Source organism: Floricoccus penangensis (assembly GCF_001832885.1).
Taxonomy (GTDB): domain Bacteria; phylum Bacillota; class Bacilli; order Lactobacillales; family Streptococcaceae; genus Floricoccus; species Floricoccus penangensis.
On sequence record NZ_MKIQ01000027.1, the window covers coordinates 301,409 to 324,294 of the forward strand.

Here is a 22,886-nt window from a genome sequence, read left to right on the forward strand (position 1 = left end):
CTATGCGAAATAGTACATATAATATAGAGGAGGTATGATGAGCAAATTACCTATTTATGAGCAAGTTGCAGAAAAGATAAAGCTTGATATCGTTAAAGGGAAGTTGAATCCTGGTGATCAGCTCTTATCTGTTCGTGCCATGGCTGTTGAAGAAGGTGTGAATCCTAATACGATTGCTAAAAGCTATCAACTACTTGAAAGAGAGGGAGTTATCGTGGCTATGCCTAATAAGGGAAATTTCGTTAGTGAAGATGTCAATAAGTTAAATCAAGTACAAAAACAGGATATGCTTGATGAACTAACTAAAATGGTTAAAGATATAATGAAACTCGGCGTTAGCAAAGATGAATTAGTGGAAGTTATAAGGGGAGTTGCGAATGATGCTTAAATTGAAAAATGTATCAAAAGAAATTGATGGAAATTTGATTTTAAATAATGTAAATTTTGAACTTCCCAATTCTAAAATTATAGGGCTTGTTGGTCGAAATGGGTCAGGTAAAACGACACTTATGAAGGTTATCGCAAGTGAGATGTTGCCTAGCTCAGGTGAAGTTGATGTGGCTGTGGAGGATGTTTTCTATGTTGATCCCTTAGCTAATTTCATGACAAATTATTCACCCATCGCGGTTGCTGATGTACTATCTTCTTATATGCCAAAATTTAATCGTAATGAGTTTTTTGATATTCTGGGACAATCTGAACTTCCGTTGAAAAAAACGATTTCATCATTTTCAAAAGGACAACAGGCTTTACTATATATTGCTTGTGGAATAGCTTCAGGTGCTAAATATATATTATTAGATGAACCATTAGACGGTCTGGATGTATTCATTAAAGATAGGGTTAAAAATCTTTTGATTGAAAATGTTGGTAGAAGTGAATCGACAGTTGTTATTGCTACTCATAATCTAGCAGAACTTGATAGTTTAGCTGATAGTATACTTTTTATCAAAGATAATACTGTTGAGATGTATGATCCTGAAGAAGAAGAGCAGGTAAAAGTTCAATTTGTATATGATGAAGATGAATTACCATCAAATCTAGCTTCCGTTGCTAAGGTTATTGAAAAGAGGGGAAGAGTTTGGCTAGTTATAATGCCTGAAGATGAAATTGAAAAAATTTTTTCAGATACATCTACTTATCAATTTGTTGAAGTATTACGTGTGACGACAGAAGATGTCTTCCGTACAGAGCTGGGCTAGAGGAGGGAATATGAAAAAAGCACTAAAGGCATATTGGAGTTTGAGAAAAAACTTCATTATTGGAATATACGCTATTATTATAGGTATTGGTCTTGTTGGGATGATTAATGACCAAATAAATTGGAATTCTTTCAAGGACGAAGTCACTAGTCAATTGGATGAAAAAGATTACAATAAGTTTAGGGGTGAAATTGAGGATTTAGTCAACTCAGGAAAAGGTAATAATTCATATATGGAGATTCCTTATTTTAATGATGACAAGAAAAATGAGGTACAAAATGATTCATTCCGTAATAAAATACATGATTACTATATACTCGTTACTTCTGGTCAATATAAAATTTTAAAAAAGGATAAAATATATACTACTGACTTTGATCAATCAGCAGAATCTATTTTAAAAGAATTACCTGAATCATTTAAAGATTATAAAAATAAAGTGCTTAATTATTACGCACCCCAAGATATAGAAGGTTACAAGAAAACTGGCTATGAAAAGGATGCATATGTCTCTAATAGTTTAAATAATGTTGCTATTATTATATATGTTCTAGCAGCTGCACCACTTTTGTTATTAGTGATGATACTGGATCAAAATAGAAAATTTTCACCTTTCTATGTTCAGAGGGGAAGAAATAGAAACAAACTGGTGTTTGCTCAATTTATTTTCTTCGGACTTGGAACCATATTTATGATTACATTAATGTCGTTTATTACTCATCTAACAAGAGGATTATTTATTCCACAAGAATATGTGAACGTTCAATATAAAGGACTTGTATATGTAGGAATGCAACTAATAATAGATTCATTAATTTTTATTATATATGTAATATTTATTGATGCATTAATTGGAAAGTCTATTTACAAGACTTTAACTACAGCATTTAGTATACCTGCGGCTATATTACTATTAAATGAATTACCAGCAGAAGTAAGGGTCAAGATTAATGAATATTCATTTGGGGGAAATTTTATTCTAATATTACTAATTTTTGCTTTAATATTACTTCCCGCTGCATATTTCATGAACTTAAAATATTCATACGAACAAGAACAACGATACGTTAGATTGAAGAAATTGGCATTACCTTTCTATATATTTATTGTGGCTTTAGCAATCTACGATTTAATTATTCCAGGTATAAGAGGTAGTTTATTTATGAGAGGTGGAAGTTCTGATTTAATATTTGTTGTATTAGGTGTTGTGATAATAGTCTTATTCGCAAAATTAATTTTAGGAACAGGTTTTCCGTCAAAAGAGAAAGCCTAATTGTTAGACAGGTCTATAAATGACCTGTTTTTGTTGTTTTTGATGATATAATAATATTAAAAGGAGATGAAAATGAAATTAAAAAATGTAAAAATAAATCAGTTATCACAAAAGAATGCAGAAGTGATAGCTGATACTTGGAAGTATGAAGACCCCTATTCATTTTATAATATGACGGAGGATCCAGAAGATTATGAAGAGCTGATAAATGCCCAAGGACGTGGAAAAAATTACTATCAAGTTCTTTCGGATAATGAATTGATTGGATATTTTTGCCTTTTTGAAAGTGGCGATGAATTAGAAATTGGTCTTGGATTAAAACCCAGTCTAACTGGAAAAGGGCTTGGAGATCAATTTTTCCAAATAATTCTTGATTATATTAATCAAAACTTCAAAGTTAAGCAAATTAACCTGGCAGTAGCTGAATTCAATAAGAGAGCCCACAAATTGTATTTGAATCATGGTTTTAAGGATATAGAATTATATGATCAAGCTACAAATGGTGATGTTTATCCATTTATCAAAATGTCTAAAACGCTTAACTAGTTTAGTCTGTTTAAACAAACTTTTCTGTTTAAATATTCTAAATTGTGGCACAATACTTGCTTTTTGACCAAAAAAGATGTTAACATATAAGATAGTCTTATAACTTAAAGGAGGACTATTTTGGATATAAAAAATAAAATTTGGGGATATGTGAAGATAATATTTGCCCTTTTACTTTTGGCTTTTGCCATAAATATGTTTTTAGGACCGCATCAAATTGCAGCAGGCGGAGTTAGTGGTCTCGGAATTTTGATGGAATATGCATTTGGCTTTAGTCGTGCAGGTGTAGTGCTTGTCTTAAATATTGTCATGCTTATTCTTGCTCTTGTTTTTCTTGGTAAGGAATCGTTTTTTAAGGTTCTATTTGGTAGCCTAGCTTTTCCGGTCGCAATCGCAATTGTGCCAGAAATGATGCTCACAAGTGATAAATTATTATCGGTATTATTTGGTAGCGCCATATTCGCTTACGGTGTAAGCATTCTTTATAACAACGACTCATCAGCAGGTGGTACAACAATTCCTCCGTTAATCTTGCAGAAGTACTTCAATATCGATAAGTCGGTTGGTCTTCTCATGACAGATGCAATAGTTGTTTTCCTAAACCTTGTCGTTTTCGGTATCGAGTCATTCTTATATGCAATTCTTTCGATTATTATTACCTCAATAGTGATGTCATATATCGAGACAGGAACAAATCGTAAGAAGGAAATCCTGATAATGAGTGAGGATAAACTACCAGCCATTCAACAGTGCCTTAACAATAAAATTGACCGTGGTCTAACTTTCCTTGAGGCCAAAGGTGGCTACAAAAATGAAAGCAAGCAAGTACTGATGATTGTAGTTGATAATCAGGAATTTCTGACTATTAAGCGAATTATTGAATCAGTAGATCCAAATGCTTTTGTAATTGTAAGTAACGTGTCAGAAGTATTAGGACGTGGATTTACCTATACACACGTGGAATAAATTCAATATCTATTAAAATAAGTAGCCTCTGAACTTTGGACTACTTTTTTTAATGGATTAAAAAAAGACCTCAAGTGAGATCTTAAAAATTATTTAACTCTTGAGCTTTTGCTTCCTTTTGTAAATTTCATATTTGGATAGTTCTTAAGCAAACGTTGCATATGTTTTGCACGTAGGCTTGTTTTACCTTTAAAGTGTGCTGAGACACTCTTATGAGACTTAGATTCTTTATGATTTTTAATAATATGATCCCAACGCCATTCTTTTGCTGATGCATTTTCTGGATCATTCTTATCAACCTGTGAAGCAACTTCATTTTTAGTAGAGTGTGAGAATTCAAGTGAACTTACAACATCCGTCATAAATAAGACAAATAAGATTGCAGGTGCAATGCCTTTTGTAGAATTAATAAAATTAGTAATGTGACCACCAATAAATGGTTCAATATATTTTATTAGAATTACGCAACCAAATCCCCAGAACAATGATACAGGGAGAGCAACTCGTCCATTTATATTAAAAGGTACATCTGAGTAGTCCCAAAGTTTCATATTGAAAAGTTTTTCTAAAAGAACACTTGCTATATATTCAATGACAGTAGCGATAACGATTGAATAAAGATAAAGTTCTAAAGTTGATCCATAGTTTTTAGGAGTTAATAGTAATACTCCACAAACTCCAAATCCATATACGGGACAGTATGGACCAAGTAGAAATCCTCTATAAACAAAATGTCCTGATTTTAGTGAGCAGTAGAATGTCTCCCACAGCCATCCGATAATAGCATAGACTAGAAAAGTCATAAATAATTGCCAAAAATCTTGTAACATGTATAATCTCCTTAAATTAGATAACTCAATTTATACCATAAAGTAGGAAAAATTGCATTGATTTATATATCAATCGTAAGTTTTACTTCTCTACTAAGAACTTTTCGATACTAATATAAAGTTGTTCTTTAGACAATTCATTACAACCAATTTCAAATTTAAGCTGACTTAGAAAACTTGCAAAGTCATTGATATTTTCAATTGGAACGGTCTTATAAAGATTACCATCAAATAAAAAATTTAACTTACTACCCCATTGATCTTCAAGAAGATACTGAGCTTGAAGGATTCTTCCATCATTTTCCTCATCAATATCGACCTTGTAGTTGATTAATTTATATTTCATTATGACTCCTTAACTTATATTTGTATGTTAATTATAATATATTTTTACGCAAAATTGATTAATTTACGCCAAAAATGACAAAGTGTCAGACAAATGTTTTGACACTTTGTCATTTTTGGCGTAAATTAATCACATAAATAAATTTTTATAGGAGGCAATAATGTTTTTAGCCATTAAGGAAATGAAATTTTCGAAATTTCGTTATGTATTAGTAATTGGAGTTATGTTTTTAATTTCATATTTAGCATTTATTCTTTCAGGACTTGCGACTGGTCTTTCAGATCAATTTAAGCAAGAAGCAGAAGACTGGGGCGCAAGCCAAATAGTTCTTTCAGAGGATTCAAATAGTGTGTTTGCTGCTAGCCAACTTAAAAGAAAAGATATGGATAGAGTAGATTCAAGTGATAAAGCACCAATTGGTCTTTATAGTGGTGCTATTGATGTTGACGGACAAGATGACAAGGTTAATGTTTCTGTATTTGGAGCATCAGACAATGCATTTTATCTTCCAGAAGTTCTTGAAGGAAATAAATTAACTAAGGAAAATCAAATTATTATTTCTCAAAACTTAGCTGATAAAGGCTTAAAAGTTGGAGATAAGGTAAAACTTGGTAATTTGGAAAACGAAGTAGAAGTTGTTGGTATCTTTAACAAAACTTATTATGCAGTTACTCCAGTAATTTATACAAACCTTGAAACTTGGACAAAAATCAAGTATGGTAAACAACCATTTGCAAGTGATGGCGACAAACCAATCAATGCAATTCTTTCAAAAAGTGATATAAAATCTATCACTAATAACGATGAAGATTCAAAAATTAAAGAAATGGATATTCCTGCATTCATTCAAAAAATGCCAGGTTATGCAGCTCAAAACTTAACTCTTATGTCTATGATCTACTTCTTATTCGTAATTGTTGCAGCTGTAATTGGTATCTTCATGTATGTTATGACCATTCAAAAAACATCAATCTTCGGTGTCATGAAGGCTCAAGGTATATCAAACGGATTTATAGCTAAATCAATCGTTTGGCAATCAGTTTTAGTAGGATTTATCGGAGTACTTGTTGGTTTCGTTCTTGCATATCTAACAAGTATGATATTGCCAGAAGCTATGCCATTTGCTATCGACTTTAAACAATGGTTGTTATATGGTGCAGTTCTAATCTTAGTTTCAGCTCTTGGTGGTTTATTCTCAATCAGAACAGTTGCTAAAGTAGATCCAATCAAGGCAATCGGATAAAGGAGATTAATGAAAATGACAAATAAAGATGTATTAGTGATGGATCACATCACAAAAGACTTTGGAAACGGACGTACTAAAATTACAGCCTTAAAAGATGTAAATTTCAAGGTTAAGGAAGGTGAATTTGTAAGTATCATTGGACCCTCAGGTTCAGGGAAATCAACATTTCTTACAATAGCTGGGGGACTTCAAAGCCCTACAAGTGGTAAAATTATTATCAATGATAAAGATTTTACTAACCTATCAGAAAAGAAACGCTCAAAATTACGTTTTGAAGAAATTGGTTTTATCCTTCAATCTTCAAACTTGATCCCATTCCTTACAGTTAAGGAACAATTTTACTTAGTAGATAAGGTTGAGAAGAAGAAAAATGAAGATGCTAGAATTGATGAAATTCTTAAATCTCTTGATATCTTAGATTTGAAAGACAAATATCCGCGTGATTTATCTGGTGGTGAACGTCAACGTGTAGCTATTGGTCGTGCATTATTCAATAATCCAAGTTTGATTTTAGCCGATGAACCAACAGCAAGTCTAGATACAGAGCATGCTTATGATGTTGTAAAACTTTTAGTTAAAGAAACGCATGAAAATAAAAAAGCGACAATTATGGTAACACATGACACTCGTATGATAAAATGGAGTGACAGAGTTTACCACATGGAAGATGGGATACTTAAAGAGGTAAATATTGAAGATATAGAATAGGGGAAAGTAAATGCCTAAAGAAGCCTTTTATCGCCTGGGGGAGTCGAAAAAAAGTCAACTTGATCAAGTATTATTTAATGTTTTTTCAGCAAATCATATTAGTCAGGTAAAGGTTGCTGATATTGTAAGTCAAATGAACATGGCTAGAGGTAGTTTTTATAACTATTTTGAAGATTTGGCCGATGCTCATGAGTATGTAGTGAGAGATAAATATATGAAACTTCATAGAAAAATAATGGAGTTTATTTACCAAAAACAAACAGACCTATTTGCGGGAATTGAAGATTATTTAAGATGGATATCAAATCTGGATGAAGATGGTCAAGATTTTAAGGATATGGTTTTCCTTTTGACCAATGATTCACTTCGTTCTTATAAAAGAATTCCAATTGCTGCGAATTCTGAAAACTCACAGTATCAGATGATTGATTCATGGATGAAGATTGTAGATGAAAATAACTTTACAAGAATTCAGACTAAGGAAGAAGGTATGACATTTCTTTTTTTCCTCATGGAACTTGTAACAAATTGTATGAAAACTTACCTGGCCAATGGTTGGAATGAAAGTCAGTTAATTTATGACTATCAATTAAAGGTTTCATGGTTAAAATCGGGAATATTGTAAGGAAACAGGCTATCAGAAAAATTATCTGATGGCCTATTTTTATAAAGAGAACATAGTTCCGAATTGATATTTTCTATTAATTTTCTTATAATGAGTACAACATATATATTTATATTTTAATTTATGAAATTTTAAAGGAATATATAGTTTAAGGAGATGACATAGATGGCAAAAAAAATTAATGAGACTGCACCATATAACTTCGAAGTAACAGATCATTATAAAAGCCATGAATATTTGATTAAAGAAGGGTATTCAAGGGGAAAAGATGTTACGTACGACACTTTGAGTCATTTTGAAGTTAAGAAGAGAAATGTCTTTGATATTCTTGAGATTAGGGAGAAACTCTTAGTTAAGGAATTGCTTCCTATAAAGTATCAAAGGATGTCTACTAATACATTTGCCTTTTTCCGTGGAACTGCTGATGTGATGAATTACGATCTTACAAATGGTTATAATTCAGGTATCGATGCAATAATATGTGGTGATGCTCATTTAGCGAATTTTGGATTTTATTCTTCTCCTGAAAGACAACTTTTATTTGATGTTAATGATTTTGATGAATCTAGAGTGAGCTACTGGGAATACGATCTTAAACGTTTCTTAGTCAGTGCTTTGTTGATTGCTGATAGTCAAAATCTTCCTAAAGAAGATACTGAAGTTTTTTTAAAAAAAGCTGTTGAGGTTTATAAAGAAGCACTAAAAAACATTGCAAATTTGCCTTCAATTGAAAGAATGCTTTTTCCGAATACAGTTGAAAATATTGTTCAAACTTTTGGTAATGAAAGTGATGAGAGTACACAAAAACTTTTGAAAAAAGCTGTTAAAAAGGCTGTGCATAAAAATTCAAACTCCGCAGTTGAAAAATTTACAGAGATTGATGATAAAGGAAAAAGAAAATTTATTGAAAATTCCCCTGTTACTAAGCATATTAGTAAAACAGATTACCTTGCTATGGTTGCAGGATATGAACAATACGTAAATAATTTATCAAGTAATATCAAGTTATACCTATCACAATGCCGTGTTATTGACATTGTTCGTCATTCTGTAGGTGTAGGTAGCGTTGGTACTCTTTGCTTTTTGATGTTATTACAAAATAATGATGGCTCTTATTTAGTTCTTCAAATTAAAGAAGCACTTCCTATTACTGATGGGCATGAAGTATATGCTAATAAGGACCAACAAGGTTTAAACATTGTAAATTGTCAAAAGATTCTACAGTCTGCCTCAGATCCATTTCTAGGGAATTTTAAAACTGATAATAAATACTATTACGTTCGTCAATTTAGAGATATGAAAGGCTCAATCAAATTGGATAAACTTGATTGGGATTCTTTTAGAGGATATGTTGACGTTTGTATAATTTTACTCGCTAGAGCACATAGTCAGTCACCATCATTTCCAATGATAATTGGTTATTTAGAAAGTCAAGACTGGATGGCTGATGCGTTTGTAACATACTCTAAAAATTATAGAAAGCAAGTACTTAATGATTATAAGGACTTTTTAAAAAGGTTAGAAGATGAGTGAACAAATTTTTTCAAAATATTACAATAGAGATTTAAGCTGGCTCCTCTTCAATAGACGAGTTATTAATCAATCTCGAGATGAAACTATCCCATTACTTGAGCGTTTGAGGTTTTTAGCTATTGCTTCAAGTAATCTTGACGAATATTATAGTGTCCGTGTACCTAGCATACAAGAGATAATTAGGGTTGCTCCTCAAGCACGTGACAATAAAACTGGACATCTACAAAAAGATATTCGTGATCAAATATGCGAGAGAAATCGAAAAAATGTTGATATTCAATACACAAATTATGATAATTTAATTGACATACTTGATGATGAACAGGTTTTTGGCATTCGTAGCTACACGGAACTTTCTGAAGAAGAAAAAGATGCTTTAGATATATTTTTTGATCAAAGCATTTTTCCTTGCTTGACAAGTATTCAATTTGATCAATATCACGCTCATCCAAGATATGTTGATGGAGAATTAAATATTTATATTCGTTCTTTTTATGAAGATGAAGAGGTGACTACGGTCATTCCTATATCAGATAAACTTGATAGATTAATTCCTCTAATTAAAGAAGATCGTTATGTCTTTTTAGAAGATTTGATTATGAATAATATTGATAAAATATTACCAGATAATAAGATAATTAATAAATTTGTTTTTCGAATTACACGTGATAAAGACATAGAACTTGATAATGATATTGAAACAGACGTTTTAGACTGGGTTAAAATGTATGTTAAGCAGCGTGAAAAAGGTAGACCTACTCGTTTAGAGTACTCTGGAGATAATATCAATCAACACTCTACAGATATAGCAATTTTAAATGATATGTTAGGACTGGAGAAAAAGTCTAGTTATAATATTCAAGGTCCTCTTGATTTAACATTTTTATTTAAATTGATTAAGAATTATTCTAAGTCATACCCTGAACTTATTTATCCACCATTTCACCCTATTGAACCGAAACCTAATCACGATATTTTTGAAAAAATCGATAATGAAACCTTACTTTTTCAACATCCTTATGAATCTTTTGATTTTGTAGTTGAACTTTTGAAAGAAGCAGTTGGTGATCCAAATACTGTTGCTATAAAACAAACAATTTATCGTGTTGCTGATGATTCAGAAATTGTAGAGCAACTGGTTAAGGCAGCAAAAAGTGGTATTCAAGTTACGGTTGTAGTTGAACTTAAAGCAAGATTTGATGAAGAAAATAACATTGCCTTAGTTGACAAACTAACTGAGGCAGGATGCTATGTAAGTTTCGGTAAAGAAGACCTAAAAACTCATAGTAAGGCTATGCTTATCATTAAAAAGACAGAGAATGGTACTAAAGGTTACGCTCATTTTGGAACTGGTAACTATAATGAAGACACATCTAAAGTTTATACTGATTTATCTTTACTCACATGCGATGAAGATTATATTGATGATGCTGAACAATTCTTCAACTATATGGTAAATGATATTGAAGTTCCTGATTATAAGTTAATTTCGACTTCACCTACTTTACTTAAGCCAATGATTTTGGAAAAAATCAAACTTATGAAGAAACACTATTTGAAAACAGGAAAAGGGAAAATCTTTTTCAAAGCCAATGCTTTAACCGATAGAAACATTATCGATGCCTTATATAGTGCTGCTAAAGCTGGTGTACCTATCCGTATTGTTATCCGTGGTGCATGTTGTATGAAGGTTGGTATTTGTGGCGAGAACGAAGATGTAGTAATTTCAAGTATTGTGGGACGTTTCCTTGAGCATAGTAGAATTTATGGTTTCTATTGGGGTGGTGAGAATAATGTTGACGAAGCTGAATTTTGGATTGCGTCAGCCGACCTTATGACTCGTAACATGGAAGACCGTGTTGAGATAGCAACTCCTGTGAGAGATAAGGAACTTAAGACTAAGCTTGCAAATATTGTTAATATCTTTGCATCTGATACAAAAGGTGCTTACTATCTTAATAAAGACGGTAGATACAAGAAATTACAAGTAGCTGAAAAAATAAGTTCGCAAGAAACATTTATGAAGATTGCTGAAGCAGGACAACAGGTTGATACAGTTAAACTCAAGCCAATAGAGAATCCAGTACCAGTAAGAAGAACTGACAGATATGAAGTAAATAATAAAAATGTTGACAACTTCCAATTTAGTAAGCTGTTTAATATTGTAATGATTATTTTACTTGTGATTATAGTTGTGCTCATGGTACAGTGGATTTTGTGACAAATTAATATTTTTTATATTTTAAAAAAACTTAATAATACAGTTTTAATATGAGAAAAGGAAGTTTTATGAAGAAGTTTTTATTGGGCTGTTATTTTTGGGAGCATGTGGAAATACGAAAGAATCCAGTAAAACCAAATACGACTATACAGAATCTCAATTTGAAGATAAATTGAATGCAGGAGACGATTTAACAGGTAAAACTGTTGAAGTTAGAGTCGCTAAATTAGTTCCTAATTCTGCTTTTGGTTATAATATTGAAGCAGGTAAACATTTGAATTTTGTATCACCAGAGAATCCAAATGTTAAAGAAGGAGATACAGTTGTTCTTAAAGTTGATAAAATAACAAGTACAATGGGCTCATATGTGATAACATATAAAAAAGAAAAATAAATCAATAAAACTCCAATTGCAAAATTGGAGTTTTACTTTCTACATTATATTTTAATCAACCAACAAATATTCATCAATCACTTGAGCACATCCTCCGTGATCGTTATCATTCACAATGACATCAGCAAGCGATTTTATATTTTCATTGGCATTTCCCATGGCAACACCAAGGCCTGCAATTTTAATCATACTTTCATCATTATCTGCGTCACCGACAGCAATCGCTTGAGATATAGGTATATCCAAATAATCGCATAAGAACTCAAGTCCTTCACCTTTTTCAACACCTTTGTCAGTGATTTCCACACCAGTTTCCTCAGCCTTAACAATAGTAATATTTTCTTTTCTTAGTTCTTCATATGTATCTAATCTATCCTTATCATTAAAATGATAAAGGTTTATTTTTTCAAAATTTCCTCTTTCCTCTTTTAATATTTGACAAATATCATCAACAAATGTAGCAGCATGGGTATATAAATCCTTATAGTAATCCATGTGATAATTTTCAATATGGTCATAGTGCGACCGTTGGACATAGATTTTACCATCAATCATAGCAACTACCATTGTTTTCTTTTCTTCAACAATTGCACCAATTTGATCTACAACACTTGCTGGAATCTTATGTTGGTGTAAAATCTTTTTATTTTTAAAATCGTAGACTAAAGCACCACTTGCAAGCACTCCATATTTTACATCGGGAAGTATTGGCATATATTCATCAAGTTCAACCAAAGCTCGCCCGGTAGATAATACTATATTTTTTCCGACAGAGCTTGCTTTTTTTATTGCTTTGATACTAGATTCGGCGATTATTTTTTGACTAGTCAAAAGCGTTCCATCCATATCAAAAGCTATTAATTTATACATCTTGTCTCCTTAATTTTTCTTTTAGTTCAGTTCGTATTTTATTAAGTTTGGCTTTTCGACTCATAAGTTTGACAATATTACTATCAATATCTGCAAGTTCATCAGTCACAATAGACAAATTTTCCGTCCATTGCTTGTCAGTTGAGCAAGAAGTATTATGTAGCTCCTTTATTCTTTTTATTGCCTTAATCGAAAAACCAAGTTCCTTGAGCTCTACAATATTTTGAAAATCATCAGCATCTTGCTCACCAAAAACGTACCAACTCCCATCCTTTTCAGGTGTCAGCAAACCATTTTTTATATAAAATTTAACAGTATCAAGCGTAGTAGATTGACTTTTGACGAATTCTGAAATATACATAGTTCCTCCTTGACAGGGTGTTCAGACCCTATGTTTAAATTATAACATAGTCACCTGAAACTAGAAGATTACATCGTCGATTAGCTTTTGATGAACCCAAGTTCTATCTTCAACTTATCTCCTAGGCCTTTTCCCTTTCAGTCACCAATAAAAATCTTAGGAGGAAACATGAAAATCACACTTTACCTTATTTTAGCATTTTACGGAATTCTATTAGCATATTCCCTTATTTCTTTGAGAAAAAAATATTCACTACCAAATTGGCTAAGCTTTTTTAACCTATTAGGCTCATTTTTCCTACTAATTTCATGGATAAACAAAATTTTTGTACCTTTGGGACTTATAATCTTACTGATAACTGGACCTATAAATGGTTATTTAATGAATGGGAAAGTAAATTTAAAACATCTAGTAGTTAAAACAATCTTGTCAGCAATTCTTCTAATTTGGGTATTAATTATCTAGTTCATCAACCTTGCACCCTGAACTCTATCCAGTTATAATAAATTTAAGATAATAAGAGATAGAGGTAGTTATGTTTACAGAAGAGAGTTTTGAAGTATTCAATGTTGATGGTTTGGATGAGCGTATGGTGGAAATTCGTGCTCACATTCAGCCAGTATTTAAGGAAGTATTAGAATCAATTAAACCGCAAGTTGAAGAAGCAGTAGGACGTGATGCTTTTGTTCATATAGCTCAACATATTCGTCGTACAAAAAATGCACCTGAAAGCACTTGGTCAGCAATTTCTTTAAACAAGAGAGGTTATAAATCTGAACCACATTTACAACTTGGAATTTGGAAAGATTATGTCTTCATGTATATATCTTTAATTGATAATCCAAAAGAAGAGAAAGCAATGGCTGATTATTTATTAGATAATATAGAAAGCCTAAACTCACTTCCTCAAGATTTTGTATATTCTAAAGACCATACAGTTCCTGAACATTATCCAATAACTGATGGAGGAGTAGAAGCAGCTATCACGCGCCTTCGTGATGTAAAAAAAGGTGAATTCGAATTTGGACGTATCATTCCTGCTGATTCTAAAATTTGGTCTGACCCTCAAAAAGCCAAGGAATTTATTGAAGAAACTTATGAAAATTTAATTCCGATTTATACGGAGCTTCTAAAAGCCGCAAATCATATCTAAACAAAAAAGTTAATCTAATCTTTGCTCCAAAGGAGTTTAGACTAGGTTAACTTTTTTAGTATTCTTTTGTATCAAGTTCAGAAGCTGCTTTTGCAAACTTTTCCTGACTTGCCATAACTTTTTTCTCGTTATGTGGAAATTGAGCATCGAATTCTTCAAGTTCGTTTTCATCAGGTTCAAGGGCTGATGAAAATTGAATTTGTCCACTCACATTGTCAAAAGCACCAGGGACAAGTTCAAGTGCCATTATTCCTGAGTAGTAATTCCCATCTTCAAGTCTTAATCCAAATTTCTTAGTTCCTGTAAAACCGAAGCGTTGATAATAAGCAGGATAACCACCAATAATGATTGCTTTATAGCCTAGTTTTTTAGCCTCATCAATTGAGTAGTTAATTAGTTTGGAGCCAAGTCCCATATTATGAAACTCAGGTGCTATTGAAACAGGTCCAAAGGTGATTGCTTGACCGATTTCTTTACCTGATTCATCTAAGATTCTCGTTTTTGAATAAAAAATAGAACCTACAATTCTTCCATCAACTTCAAGTACAAAGGTAAGTTCTGGAATATAATCTTCGTGATTTCTTAGATTATGAATTATCAGATGTTCATTACATCCTGGTACATATAAATTCCAAAAAGCATCACGAGTTATTTTTTCAACAGTGGTATAATCTTCTTTTTTCTCTTGTCTTATTTTTATTTCTTTCATTATAACCTCCAAAATAAAAAACTTTCGAAATGAAAGTTTTAAAAAATTTTAAAATGCTGTAATAAATGCAATACCTGCAAAAATGATACCTGGTACGTTTGCGATAACAATTGGCCAGTCTTTTTTCTTTTGCAATAGTCCGTATGCAGTCCAAACTATACAGTTTACCATAGCAACGAAAGGTTGAATAGGGTTACCTTTGTTTCCTGCTAAGTTTCCAGCAATCTGTGGAATGTATGAAACATACATTAATACTGACATTGTTGATGCTACTCTACCTAAAAGATTTACAAATTTGTCTTTTTTACTTTCTTCCATTGAACCATCCATCTTCATTAAATTTTTTATATATAATATTATATTCTAAATAGGATTATAAATCAAAAGATAGAGTCCATTGTTTTTTAACTTAATGTGTTTAAAAAATGTTTATCCTATGTTACACTTGGATTAATGTATATAAAAAGGAGGTACATTCATTGAAATTAATGTGGAAATACACAATGAAAAATAAAAAGCTTTTATTTTGTAATTTAATTTGTGTATTAGGCTTTATTTTAATCGAGTTAGGACTACCAACTCTACTAGCTTGGATGATAGATATTGGAATTCCTAATAATGATCGTTCATATGTCATAAAAATGGGTATATGGATGCTCGCAATAATAGTTGTTGGAGTTACCTTAAATATCTGTCTAGGATATGTTACTTCACGGATAACATCAAATGTTACAGCTGATATTCGTGATGATCTATATGAGAAAATCCAAACTTATTCTCATCGCGAGTATGAAACAATAGGAGTATCGTCTTTGATTACACGCGTTACAAATGACGCTTATCAAATCATGCTCTTCTTGCAGAATGTCTTAAGACTCGGTTTTACAACGCCATTAATGTTTGGTACAAGTTTATACCTTGTTATGAGAACCAATAGGACACTTGGATGGTATGTTTTAGGAGCTCTACCTTTCCTATTAATAGGTGTTATTGCAATTGCCTATTATTCTGAACCAATTTCCAAAAAACAACAAAAGAATTTAGATAAAATTAATGCTATTTTACGTGAAAATTTATCAGGTCTTCGTGTTGTACGTGCATTCGTAAATGAAGATTTTGAAAGCAAACGTTTTGAAAAAGTAAATAAGAAATATGCTGATACATCAACAAGACTATTCTCTTTGATGGCTCTTGCACAACCAGCTTTCTTTGTTCTATTCAATACAGTAATGGTATTTATTATCTGGCAAGGTAGCCTTCAAATTGATGCGGGAAGCTTAAAGCTTGGTGATTTGGTAGCCTTTATTGAATATATTTTCCATGCTCTATTCTCATTCATGTTATTTGCGACAGTCTTCATGATGTACCCACGCGCCGCAGTTTCTGCCAATCGTATTCAAGAAGCACTTGATGCAGAACCCATGATTAAAGATAACAAAGACGGTGTTAAAGATACAGATAAGAAGGGTTATGTAGCTTTTGATGATGTAACTTTTGCATATCCTGGTCCTTCGGAAACACCAGTAATTCGTAATGTTTCATTTGATGCCAAGCCTGGGGAAACAATAGCCTTTATCGGAAGTACTGGTAGTGGTAAGTCGACCCTAATTCAGTTGATTCCAAGATTTTTTGATGTAAGTCAAGGAGCAGTCTATGTGGATGATGTAAATGTGCGTGATTTTAATTTAGAGGCCCTGCGTCATAAGATTGGTTTTATACCGCAAAAAGCTTTGTTATTTAAAGGTACCATTGCAGATAATCTAAGATTTGGTAAAGAAGATGCGACAATTGAGGATATGAAAATAGCAACTGATATTGCCCAAGCATCTGAATTTATTTCACAATTACCAGAAGGATTTGATTCTCCAATTTCCGAAGGTGGTTCAAACCTTTCAGGTGGGCAAAGACAGCGTTTAGCTATTGCGCGTGCAATAATTCGTCGTCCAGAAATTTATATTTTTGATGATAGTTTCTCAGCCTTAGATTATGAAACTGATAAAAAACTACGTGCTAGTTTGAAAGAAGTAACTCAAAATTCAACCGTATTAATCGTTGCACAACGTGTTGGCACAATTATGGATGCAGATCGTATTGTGGTACTAAATGAGGGAGATGTAGTAGGAATTGGTAGCCACCATGAACTATTGAAGACCTGCCCAATCTATCATGATATTGCAGCATCACAACTTTCAGAGGAGGAATTAGCAAAATGAAAACGTTCTCTTCTTTAAAAAGAATATGGGAGTATGTAAAACCTTATAAATTCTCATTCTTCTTAGTAATTTTATTTACAATTTTAACAGTAGTCTTTAGTGTTGCATCGCCTTATGCTACAGGTCTTCCAACATCTGAAATTGCTAGAAATTTAGCTGATGGTCAACCAATTAATTTTGACTACATTAAAAAGACCTTAGTATTAATCTTTGCTCTTGGTATTTTATACGGGGCTTGCCAACTTATTTCAGGATTGCTTATCACTAGAGTAGTTCAAAAATCAATGAAGGACTTGCGTTCAGACATTGACACAAAAATAAATAAACTACCAGTTTCTTATTTTGATAAGAATCAACAAGGTGATGTTCTATCACGTATGACAAATGACGTTGATGCAGTATCTAACGCCTTTCAACAATCATTTATTGGAATTATCAATGCAATCTTAAGTATTGTAATGTCAGTTGCTATGATGTTCTACATAAATACAACAATGGCGCTTTTGGCTATTCTAATGATTCCTGCATCAATTCTTATTTCTAGATTCATTGTTAAACGTTCACAAAAGTATTTCCAAAGTATGCAAGATTCATTGGGAAGCCTAAATGGATATGTTCAAGAAACAATGACTGGTTTTAATGTAATTAAAGCATTTGGGCAAGAGAAGAAGAGTCTAAATGATTTTAAAAAGGTTAATCATAGCTTAAGAGAAAATGGATTTAAAGCATCATTTATTTCTGGTCTTATGATGCCACTCGTCCAACTTACTGCTTATCTTGCATATGTTGTAATCGCAGTAGTAGGTGGTCTTTATGTAATTGGTGGAGTGATACTTGTTGGTCAACTTCAAGCCTTTATCCAATATATTTGGCAAGTAAGTCAGCCAATGGGGAATATCACGCAACTTTCATCAGTTCTACAAAGTGCAGCCGCAGCATCAAGTCGTGTATTTGCTCTTTTAGATGAACCAGACGAAGTTGAAATTAAAAATCCAGTTGCTTTACCTGAAAAGACTGATGGTAATGTAACTTTTGAGAATGTAAGTTTCTCATATTCACCAGATAAACCACTAATTGAAAATCTTAATTTTTCAGTAAAAGCTGGTCAAACAATAGCAATCGTTGGTCCAACAGGTGCTGGTAAAACAACTTTAATTAACCTTCTTATGCGATTTTACGATGTTAATTCAGGAGCTATAAAGATTGACGGTATTGATACTAAGACAATGAAAAGAAGTGACGTTCGTTCAATGTTTGGGATGGTACTTCAAGATGCTTGGCTTTATGAAGGTACAATAGCAGATAATATTCGCTTTGGGAAACTTGACGCTAGTGACTATGAAGTAGTTGATGCTGCTAAAACAGCCAATGTTGACCACTTCATTCGTACTATGCCAGAAGGTTACGAGATGTTAATTAACTCAGAAGGTGATAATGTCTCTCAAGGACAAAAACAACTTTTGACTATCGCTCGTGCCGTAATATCAGATCCTAAGATTCTTATTTTGGATGAAGCTACAAGTTCAGTTGATACTCGACTTGAAGTATTAATTCAAAAGGCAATGGACAAGGTAATGGAAGGACGAACAAGTTTTGTTATCGCCCACCGTCTATCAACAATCCGTGATGCTGACTTGATTCTAGTAATGAAGCAAGGATCAATCGTTGAACAAGGAACGCACGAAGAACTCCTAGCTCAAGGTGGCTTGTATAGTAATCTGTACAATAGTCAGTTTGCTGAAGAGGAAGAATAGTGCAAGATATTGAATATAAAAAAGAATCCACTCATGTGTGATTCTTTTTTTGATTTTTAAAATTTTTCAATTACTTATAGTATAAAAATTTAATTACTTTCTATGAAGAATGAGAATTTATCTAATTAAAATTAGTTATATAGTAGGTAATATAAAATATATTTATTGATATTCTATTTTAGTTATGATGATAGTTTGTATGCTAAATGAATATGAATCATTATCTTTATTTAAATAAAATAAAATAATATACATATATTTATTAAAAATAATATTTTATAAAAAATGTTGAGCATCTGTTTTTATCTGTTATAATAAAGAAGAGTTTACGGTAGTATAATTTTCAACTGCGAATCATTTTTGAATTTTTTTGAATTCAAAGTATCGAAGATCTATTTATTCTGAATGGTGTTACATCAAGTATAATAAAATTTTTATGAAACGATTTTGAAAATGTAAATATTTTAAACAAAATTGATTGGAATACGTTAAGTGGAAGTGCTGAAATTATTATAATAAATAGAAGTAATAAAGAATTGAAATTTTAAAAAGTATTTGTATTAGAAACTATTAAAAATAACGAATAATATAAGTATACAGATGTTTCAATTGATAGTATTGATACTATGCAAATTAGAATTCGATTAAGTAAATGACTTTGTAAGCATATATGAGATTCTAAATTTTTAAGTATTAGAGGAGATTAGCAATGATTTTTGAGTGCCAAAATTTACAAATGACATATCCAAATTGTAAAAATACTACATTACATAACATAAGTACCGAAATTTATGAAGGTCAGATTATTGGATTAGTTGGTCATAACGGCGCAGGAAAAACGACATTGATAAAAATAATATGTGGACTTATTACCCCATCTAGTTTTGATAAGCTTTATATTAATAAAAATATAAAAAAATCAATAATATTAAATGCAAATCAATTATATGATGATTTAACTATATTAGAAAATATCAAGTTTTATTTTTCACTTTACAATAAAAGGTTTGACGCTGATGAAGTTGATTTATATTTGAAAAAAATAATGTTATATGACTACAAGGATTATTTAGTCTCATCTCTATCAACTGGACAAAAACAAAAAGTTAATCTTGTGAGGACTCTTCTTGTTGATTCAAGACTATTAGTTTTAGACGAACCAACTAGTGGTTTAGATCCAATATCTCGCTTTGAGTTTCATCAATTACTTCTGTCTATTGCACATGAAAAAAAATTGACAATTATATTTTGTAGCCATATTATTTCAGAAATTGAAAAAATGTGCTCTGATATTTGGATGTTACATGGGGGTGAGATCGTTAAAAAAGATAAGATTGAAAATATTTTTAATGAGTATACTGAATATGTTTTAGAAGTTGAGATATCAAATAACAATAATGAGATGATTTCTTTAATTGAATCACTTCCAAAAGAAATGTACGTAAAAACTCTTTTACTTGATAAAATTATATACATTATTCAGGAATGTGATTTGAGACAAGAAGATATACAAGCTTATGATTTAGAGTCTTTTACAAAACGAAAAACAACTTTAGAAGATATTTATCTCTTTATAAATAGGAGTACATATGTTTAATTTATTTTTAAAAATTACATATAGAAATAAATGGAATCTATTTAAAATTTATTTTTTAGTGCCATTTTCGCAAATTTTACCGATTATTGTGCTTTCAAACTTTTTGGTTCCAAAATATAATGATAAAATCCTATATGGAATGATGGTCTGGGGAGGATTCTACTCAACATTATTTGAAATCATGAATTCTAGAATTGAAAGGTTCAACAGTAATAAAGTTGCTGATGTCTTTCTAAGTGGTAACTCTATTTTAAAATACAATTCTTATGAGATACTAGCAATAAATTTTATTTTTGTGCCATCAAATATTTTAATTGCTTTGTTTTTATCAAAAATATTCGAAGTGGAAATCAGTATGAAAATAATTTTTTTGTTATTTATATTGTTAACAATAAATAACCTAATATGTGGAATATTTATACTATCTCTTCAACTTGTTTTTAAAAACTATTTTAATAAAGTGAATTTATTAATGGACTTACTTTATTTAATATCAGGTGTTGTGATACCTTTGACTACTTATCCAATTTTTTTACAAATATTATCTTTAATGTTTCCAATAACTAATATTATTCAATATTTGTATAGCCAAGACTGGAAATATTTATTATTTTATATTATGTCTGCGATTTTTAGTGTATTTATAGGTAAACTTTTATTCCAAAAAAGTTTAAAAAAATATAGATTAAGAGGAAATATAAATTAATGAGAGCAGTATTATTAAAATTAATTTTTTATTATAAAAGAAATTTCTTCGAGCTACTTTCTGTCATGATTCGAATATTTATTAGCTTTTTTCCTATTTTAATACTTTCCAGCCTTTCAAAAAAAGCAGAAATAATGCCATTTATTATTGTATCTTTCATGATAATTGCTTTTGTTTCTGATTTAGTAGTTGGAGCAGTTTTTATATTTTACGGTGATTTTATTTCATACAAATTTATTGATTATAAATTATCTAAAATTAGTATTTCAAAATACTTATTAGTTACAATGTTATTCAGAGGTTTTTTTTCTTTAATTAGTGTGATTATTAGTTCAATATTATGGTGTAAAATATTTGATATTAATATTCATGTTATTTCGAATAGAATATATATTTCTATGATAATAATACCAGTGCTATTTATTTTCATATTCTCATTTATTGTTTTTGGAGTGTATCTTACATATAAAACAAATAGATTTTCTTTTGTTACATTTATTTTAAATATGGTATTTATATTCTGTGGGTTTTATTCACCAGTCAATTTCAGAAATGAATTACTATCAAAAATTTTTAACATTAATATTTTTTCATTTTTGATAACTGCAATAAGATCTTTATTTTTTGAAAGTTATATTGTAGTACTTAACTATACAAATGTATTTTTAATAATTAGCCAAATTCTATTGCTTATTTACTTTTCTTATAAAATCATCAATTACTTAAATATTAATGTTTAAATAATCAATTAACATGAAATAAGGTAATGAATATGGAAAAGGATATTTTGAAAAATAATGAAGAAAAGCATAATAATTCAGTTGTTAAGCCTTCAATTGTTAAGATTGATAATGAGTTGCTAAAATCGTCTATTATTATGTCATCTTGTCATTGTATTAATTAATTGAATTTTAAATTTCGCGTATAATCTATCAATAAATCCCAACTATCGAACATATGAATATAGAAACCCCCTAGAAACTTATTTATACTAAAGTTCTAAGGGGTTTTTATGTTATTCTTCACGATTAATATTGACACCAAGAACTGTCAGATGTCCGTTACTTATAAGCTTGATCACCAAATGACTTAGATCCACGGGTTTCATAGCATTAGGATTTTTTATCCACCATTTAAGAGTAGAAATAAATATTCCTGAAATATAATATGCAACAAACTCAGTAGGAACAATAATATCATTTTCACGAACCTCAAGCTTATTAAATACTGTGGTATAACGCTCTTTAAAATTATCCATAAGCTTGTTCAAAAGAAAATCTTCGTTTGTCGAGTCAATGACCACTTGAGCAACTTCAGGTTTCTCTTTGATAAATTGAAAAAACTTAGCTAAGACGATTTCAATTTCTCTTATATTAACATTTTCGCCTTCAATTACCTTTTCTTCATCTAAAAGTTTGGCCATATCTTTGAGAAAATATTCTATCAGTTTCTCATACAAATCCTGTTTATCTTGGAAATGTGCATAAAAAGTAGCACGATTAATCATTGCTTCATCAGCGATTTCGCTAATGGTGATTTTGTCATATGTTTTATTACGTAAAAGACCGATAAATGCTGACATAATCATCTTATTTGTCCTTAAAACTCTCAAATCTTTTTTCTTTTTCACGAC

The 22,886-nt window shown here is 30.9% G+C and carries 26 protein-coding genes; 19 read left to right on the plus strand and 7 right to left on the minus strand.

All coding sequences use genetic code 11. The features are described 5' to 3' along the window. The first annotated feature begins 37 nt into the window (after positions 1-37). The 5 genes from BG262_RS06165 to BG262_RS06185 all read left to right on the plus strand — a co-directional run bounded on the left by BG262_RS06165 (position 38) and on the right by BG262_RS06185 (position 3,987). The gene (locus BG262_RS06165; RefSeq protein ID WP_158006653.1) at positions 38-388 is read left to right on the plus strand and encodes a GntR family transcriptional regulator; all 351 of its coding nucleotides are present in this window, start codon (positions 38-40) and stop codon (positions 386-388) included. Beyond that, positions 378-1,202 carry an ATP-binding cassette domain-containing protein gene (locus BG262_RS06170; RefSeq protein ID WP_070787995.1) on the plus strand — a complete coding sequence of 275 codons (825 nt, stop codon included), beginning with the start codon at positions 378-380 and terminating at the stop codon, positions 1,200-1,202. The genes BG262_RS06165 and BG262_RS06170 overlap by 11 nt, the downstream gene beginning before the upstream one ends. A 10-nt stretch (positions 1,203-1,212) precedes the next feature. Beyond that, positions 1,213-2,475, plus strand: coding sequence for a hypothetical protein (locus tag BG262_RS06175; protein ID WP_070787996.1), 1,263 nt, complete (start codon positions 1,213-1,215; stop codon positions 2,473-2,475). A 72-nt stretch (positions 2,476-2,547) separates the two neighbouring features. Continuing rightward, positions 2,548-3,021 (plus strand): GNAT family N-acetyltransferase, encoded by a 474-nt coding sequence (locus BG262_RS06180; protein WP_070787997.1) that lies wholly within the window; start codon positions 2,548-2,550, stop codon positions 3,019-3,021. Between the two features lie 117 nt (positions 3,022-3,138). After that, positions 3,139-3,987: a YitT family protein gene (locus tag BG262_RS06185; RefSeq protein WP_070787998.1), complete on the plus strand. Its 849-nt coding sequence runs from the start codon at positions 3,139-3,141 to the stop codon at positions 3,985-3,987. Positions 3,988-4,076: 89 nt separating this feature from the next. On the opposite strand, the gene BG262_RS06190 is transcribed toward BG262_RS06185, so the two are convergent. After that, positions 4,077-4,817 carry a putative ABC transporter permease gene (locus BG262_RS06190; protein WP_070787999.1) on the minus strand — a complete coding sequence of 247 codons (741 nt, stop codon included), beginning with the start codon at positions 4,815-4,817 and terminating at the stop codon, positions 4,077-4,079. Positions 4,818-4,899: 82 nt separating this feature from the next. After that, the gene (locus tag BG262_RS06195; protein WP_070788000.1) at positions 4,900-5,163 is read right to left on the minus strand and encodes a hypothetical protein; all 264 of its coding nucleotides are present in this window, start codon (positions 5,161-5,163) and stop codon (positions 4,900-4,902) included. Between the two features lie 160 nt (positions 5,164-5,323). Between BG262_RS06195 and BG262_RS06200 the strand changes: the two genes are divergently transcribed. The 6 genes from BG262_RS06200 to BG262_RS06225 all read left to right on the plus strand — a co-directional run bounded on the left by BG262_RS06200 (position 5,324) and on the right by BG262_RS06225 (position 11,890). Beyond that, a complete protein-coding gene (locus tag BG262_RS06200; RefSeq protein ID WP_070788001.1) occupies positions 5,324-6,406 on the plus strand; it encodes an ABC transporter permease in 1,083 nt (360 codons plus the stop codon). Positions 6,407-6,421: 15 nt separating this feature from the next. Beyond that, positions 6,422-7,117, plus strand: coding sequence for an ABC transporter ATP-binding protein (locus BG262_RS06205; protein ID WP_070788091.1), 696 nt, complete (start codon positions 6,422-6,424; stop codon positions 7,115-7,117). A gap of 10 nt (positions 7,118-7,127) precedes the next feature. Continuing rightward, positions 7,128-7,742, plus strand: coding sequence for a TetR/AcrR family transcriptional regulator (locus tag BG262_RS06210; RefSeq protein ID WP_070788002.1), 615 nt, complete (start codon positions 7,128-7,130; stop codon positions 7,740-7,742). 165 nt (positions 7,743-7,907) lie between these two features. Beyond that, positions 7,908-9,275: a DUF2252 domain-containing protein gene (locus BG262_RS06215; protein ID WP_070788003.1), complete on the plus strand. Its 1,368-nt coding sequence runs from the start codon at positions 7,908-7,910 to the stop codon at positions 9,273-9,275. Continuing rightward, positions 9,268-11,496 (plus strand): polyphosphate kinase 1, encoded by a 2,229-nt coding sequence (gene ppk1, locus BG262_RS06220; protein WP_070788004.1) that lies wholly within the window; start codon positions 9,268-9,270, stop codon positions 11,494-11,496. Before BG262_RS06215 ends, ppk1 begins: the two co-directional genes overlap by 8 nt. A 172-nt stretch (positions 11,497-11,668) precedes the next feature. After that, positions 11,669-11,890 (plus strand): hypothetical protein, encoded by a 222-nt coding sequence (locus BG262_RS06225; RefSeq protein ID WP_233278828.1) that lies wholly within the window; start codon positions 11,669-11,671, stop codon positions 11,888-11,890. Positions 11,891-11,941: 51 nt separating this feature from the next. On the opposite strand, the gene BG262_RS06230 is transcribed toward BG262_RS06225, so the two are convergent. Both BG262_RS06230 and BG262_RS06235 read right to left on the minus strand, forming a co-directional pair. After that, positions 11,942-12,760 carry a Cof-type HAD-IIB family hydrolase gene (locus BG262_RS06230; protein WP_070788006.1) on the minus strand — a complete coding sequence of 273 codons (819 nt, stop codon included), beginning with the start codon at positions 12,758-12,760 and terminating at the stop codon, positions 11,942-11,944. Beyond that, positions 12,753-13,121 carry a MerR family transcriptional regulator gene (locus BG262_RS06235; protein ID WP_070788007.1) on the minus strand — a complete coding sequence of 123 codons (369 nt, stop codon included), beginning with the start codon at positions 13,119-13,121 and terminating at the stop codon, positions 12,753-12,755. The genes BG262_RS06230 and BG262_RS06235 overlap by 8 nt, the downstream gene beginning before the upstream one ends. Positions 13,122-13,289: 168 nt before the next feature. On the opposite strand from BG262_RS06235, the gene BG262_RS06240 reads away from it, so the two are divergent. Together BG262_RS06240 and BG262_RS06245 are read left to right on the plus strand one after the other, a co-directional pair. Beyond that, complete coding sequence (locus BG262_RS06240) at positions 13,290-13,586, plus strand: hypothetical protein (RefSeq protein WP_070788008.1); 297 nt, start codon at positions 13,290-13,292, stop codon at positions 13,584-13,586. A 70-nt stretch (positions 13,587-13,656) separates the two neighbouring features. Continuing rightward, the gene (locus BG262_RS06245) at positions 13,657-14,274 is read left to right on the plus strand and encodes a DUF1054 domain-containing protein (RefSeq protein WP_070788009.1); all 618 of its coding nucleotides are present in this window, start codon (positions 13,657-13,659) and stop codon (positions 14,272-14,274) included. Between the two features lie 55 nt (positions 14,275-14,329). On the opposite strand, the gene BG262_RS06250 is transcribed toward BG262_RS06245, so the two are convergent. After that, positions 14,330-14,983, minus strand: coding sequence for a GNAT family N-acetyltransferase (locus tag BG262_RS06250; protein WP_070788010.1), 654 nt, complete (start codon positions 14,981-14,983; stop codon positions 14,330-14,332). Between the two features lie 48 nt (positions 14,984-15,031). Next, on the minus strand, positions 15,032-15,301 hold the full coding sequence (locus BG262_RS06255; RefSeq protein ID WP_070788011.1) for a SemiSWEET family transporter: 270 nt from the start codon (positions 15,299-15,301) through the stop codon (positions 15,032-15,034). 161 nt (positions 15,302-15,462) lie between these two features. On the opposite strand from BG262_RS06255, the gene BG262_RS06260 reads away from it, so the two are divergent. From BG262_RS06260 to BG262_RS10775, 6 genes are all read left to right on the plus strand, one after another. Then, positions 15,463-17,196: an ABC transporter ATP-binding protein gene (locus BG262_RS06260; protein ID WP_070788012.1), complete on the plus strand. Its 1,734-nt coding sequence runs from the start codon at positions 15,463-15,465 to the stop codon at positions 17,194-17,196. Further along, entirely contained in the window at positions 17,193-18,950 is a 1,758-nt protein-coding gene (locus BG262_RS06265) for an ABC transporter ATP-binding protein (RefSeq protein WP_070788013.1), read from the plus strand. Before BG262_RS06260 ends, BG262_RS06265 begins: the two co-directional genes overlap by 4 nt. Before the next feature lie 709 nt (positions 18,951-19,659). Beyond that, positions 19,660-20,547, plus strand: coding sequence for an ABC transporter ATP-binding protein (locus tag BG262_RS06270; protein ID WP_070788014.1), 888 nt, complete (start codon positions 19,660-19,662; stop codon positions 20,545-20,547). Continuing rightward, positions 20,540-21,253, plus strand: a complete 714-nt coding sequence (locus BG262_RS06275) for a hypothetical protein (protein WP_070788015.1) — start codon at positions 20,540-20,542, stop codon at positions 21,251-21,253. Before BG262_RS06270 ends, BG262_RS06275 begins: the two co-directional genes overlap by 8 nt. After that, complete coding sequence (locus BG262_RS06280) at positions 21,253-21,993, plus strand: hypothetical protein (protein ID WP_070788016.1); 741 nt, start codon at positions 21,253-21,255, stop codon at positions 21,991-21,993. Before BG262_RS06275 ends, BG262_RS06280 begins: the two co-directional genes overlap by 1 nt. 26 nt (positions 21,994-22,019) lie before the next feature. Next, complete coding sequence (locus tag BG262_RS10775; RefSeq protein WP_158006654.1) at positions 22,020-22,157, plus strand: hypothetical protein; 138 nt, start codon at positions 22,020-22,022, stop codon at positions 22,155-22,157. 111 nt (positions 22,158-22,268) lie between these two features. Here BG262_RS10775 and BG262_RS06285 read toward each other — a convergent pair whose 3' ends face one another. Next, positions 22,269-22,883 carry a TetR/AcrR family transcriptional regulator gene (locus BG262_RS06285; RefSeq protein WP_070788017.1) on the minus strand — a complete coding sequence of 205 codons (615 nt, stop codon included), beginning with the start codon at positions 22,881-22,883 and terminating at the stop codon, positions 22,269-22,271. Positions 22,884-22,886 lie beyond the last annotated feature (3 nt).

What these genes read in the sequence shown, in the direction of transcription:
- BG262_RS06210 (WP_070788002.1), top strand. Translation starts at nt 7,128, where the DNA reads ATGCCTAAAGAAGCCTTTTATCGCCTGGGGGAGTCGAAAAAAAGTCAA.
- BG262_RS06265 (WP_070788013.1), top strand. Translation starts at nt 17,193, where the DNA reads ATGAAAACGTTCTCTTCTTTAAAAAGAATATGGGAGTATGTAAAACCT.
- BG262_RS06200 (WP_070788001.1), top strand. Translation starts at nt 5,324, where the DNA reads ATGTTTTTAGCCATTAAGGAAATGAAATTTTCGAAATTTCGTTATGTA.
- BG262_RS06215 (WP_070788003.1), top strand. Translation starts at nt 7,908, where the DNA reads ATGGCAAAAAAAATTAATGAGACTGCACCATATAACTTCGAAGTAACA.
- BG262_RS06280 (WP_070788016.1), top strand. Translation starts at nt 21,253, where the DNA reads ATGAGAGCAGTATTATTAAAATTAATTTTTTATTATAAAAGAAATTTC.
- BG262_RS06205 (WP_070788091.1), top strand. Translation starts at nt 6,422, where the DNA reads ATGACAAATAAAGATGTATTAGTGATGGATCACATCACAAAAGACTTT.
- BG262_RS06235 (WP_070788007.1), bottom strand. Translation starts at nt 13,121, where the DNA reads ATGTATATTTCAGAATTCGTCAAAAGTCAATCTACTACGCTTGATACT.
- BG262_RS06180 (WP_070787997.1), top strand. Translation starts at nt 2,548, where the DNA reads ATGAAATTAAAAAATGTAAAAATAAATCAGTTATCACAAAAGAATGCA.
- BG262_RS06170 (WP_070787995.1), top strand. Translation starts at nt 378, where the DNA reads ATGATGCTTAAATTGAAAAATGTATCAAAAGAAATTGATGGAAATTTG.
- BG262_RS06175 (WP_070787996.1), top strand. Translation starts at nt 1,213, where the DNA reads ATGAAAAAAGCACTAAAGGCATATTGGAGTTTGAGAAAAAACTTCATT.
- BG262_RS06165 (WP_158006653.1), top strand. Translation starts at nt 38, where the DNA reads ATGAGCAAATTACCTATTTATGAGCAAGTTGCAGAAAAGATAAAGCTT.
- ppk1 (WP_070788004.1), top strand. Translation starts at nt 9,268, where the DNA reads ATGAGTGAACAAATTTTTTCAAAATATTACAATAGAGATTTAAGCTGG.
- BG262_RS06230 (WP_070788006.1), bottom strand. Translation starts at nt 12,760, where the DNA reads ATGTATAAATTAATAGCTTTTGATATGGATGGAACGCTTTTGACTAGT.
- BG262_RS06240 (WP_070788008.1), top strand. Translation starts at nt 13,290, where the DNA reads ATGAAAATCACACTTTACCTTATTTTAGCATTTTACGGAATTCTATTA.
- BG262_RS06255 (WP_070788011.1), bottom strand. Translation starts at nt 15,301, where the DNA reads ATGGAAGAAAGTAAAAAAGACAAATTTGTAAATCTTTTAGGTAGAGTA.
- BG262_RS06245 (WP_070788009.1), top strand. Translation starts at nt 13,657, where the DNA reads ATGTTTACAGAAGAGAGTTTTGAAGTATTCAATGTTGATGGTTTGGAT.
- BG262_RS06275 (WP_070788015.1), top strand. Translation starts at nt 20,540, where the DNA reads ATGTTTAATTTATTTTTAAAAATTACATATAGAAATAAATGGAATCTA.
- BG262_RS06250 (WP_070788010.1), bottom strand. Translation starts at nt 14,983, where the DNA reads ATGAAAGAAATAAAAATAAGACAAGAGAAAAAAGAAGATTATACCACT.
- BG262_RS10775 (WP_158006654.1), top strand. Translation starts at nt 22,020, where the DNA reads ATGAATATGGAAAAGGATATTTTGAAAAATAATGAAGAAAAGCATAAT.
- BG262_RS06190 (WP_070787999.1), bottom strand. Translation starts at nt 4,817, where the DNA reads ATGTTACAAGATTTTTGGCAATTATTTATGACTTTTCTAGTCTATGCT.
- BG262_RS06270 (WP_070788014.1), top strand. Translation starts at nt 19,660, where the DNA reads ATGATTTTTGAGTGCCAAAATTTACAAATGACATATCCAAATTGTAAA.
- BG262_RS06195 (WP_070788000.1), bottom strand. Translation starts at nt 5,163, where the DNA reads ATGAAATATAAATTAATCAACTACAAGGTCGATATTGATGAGGAAAAT.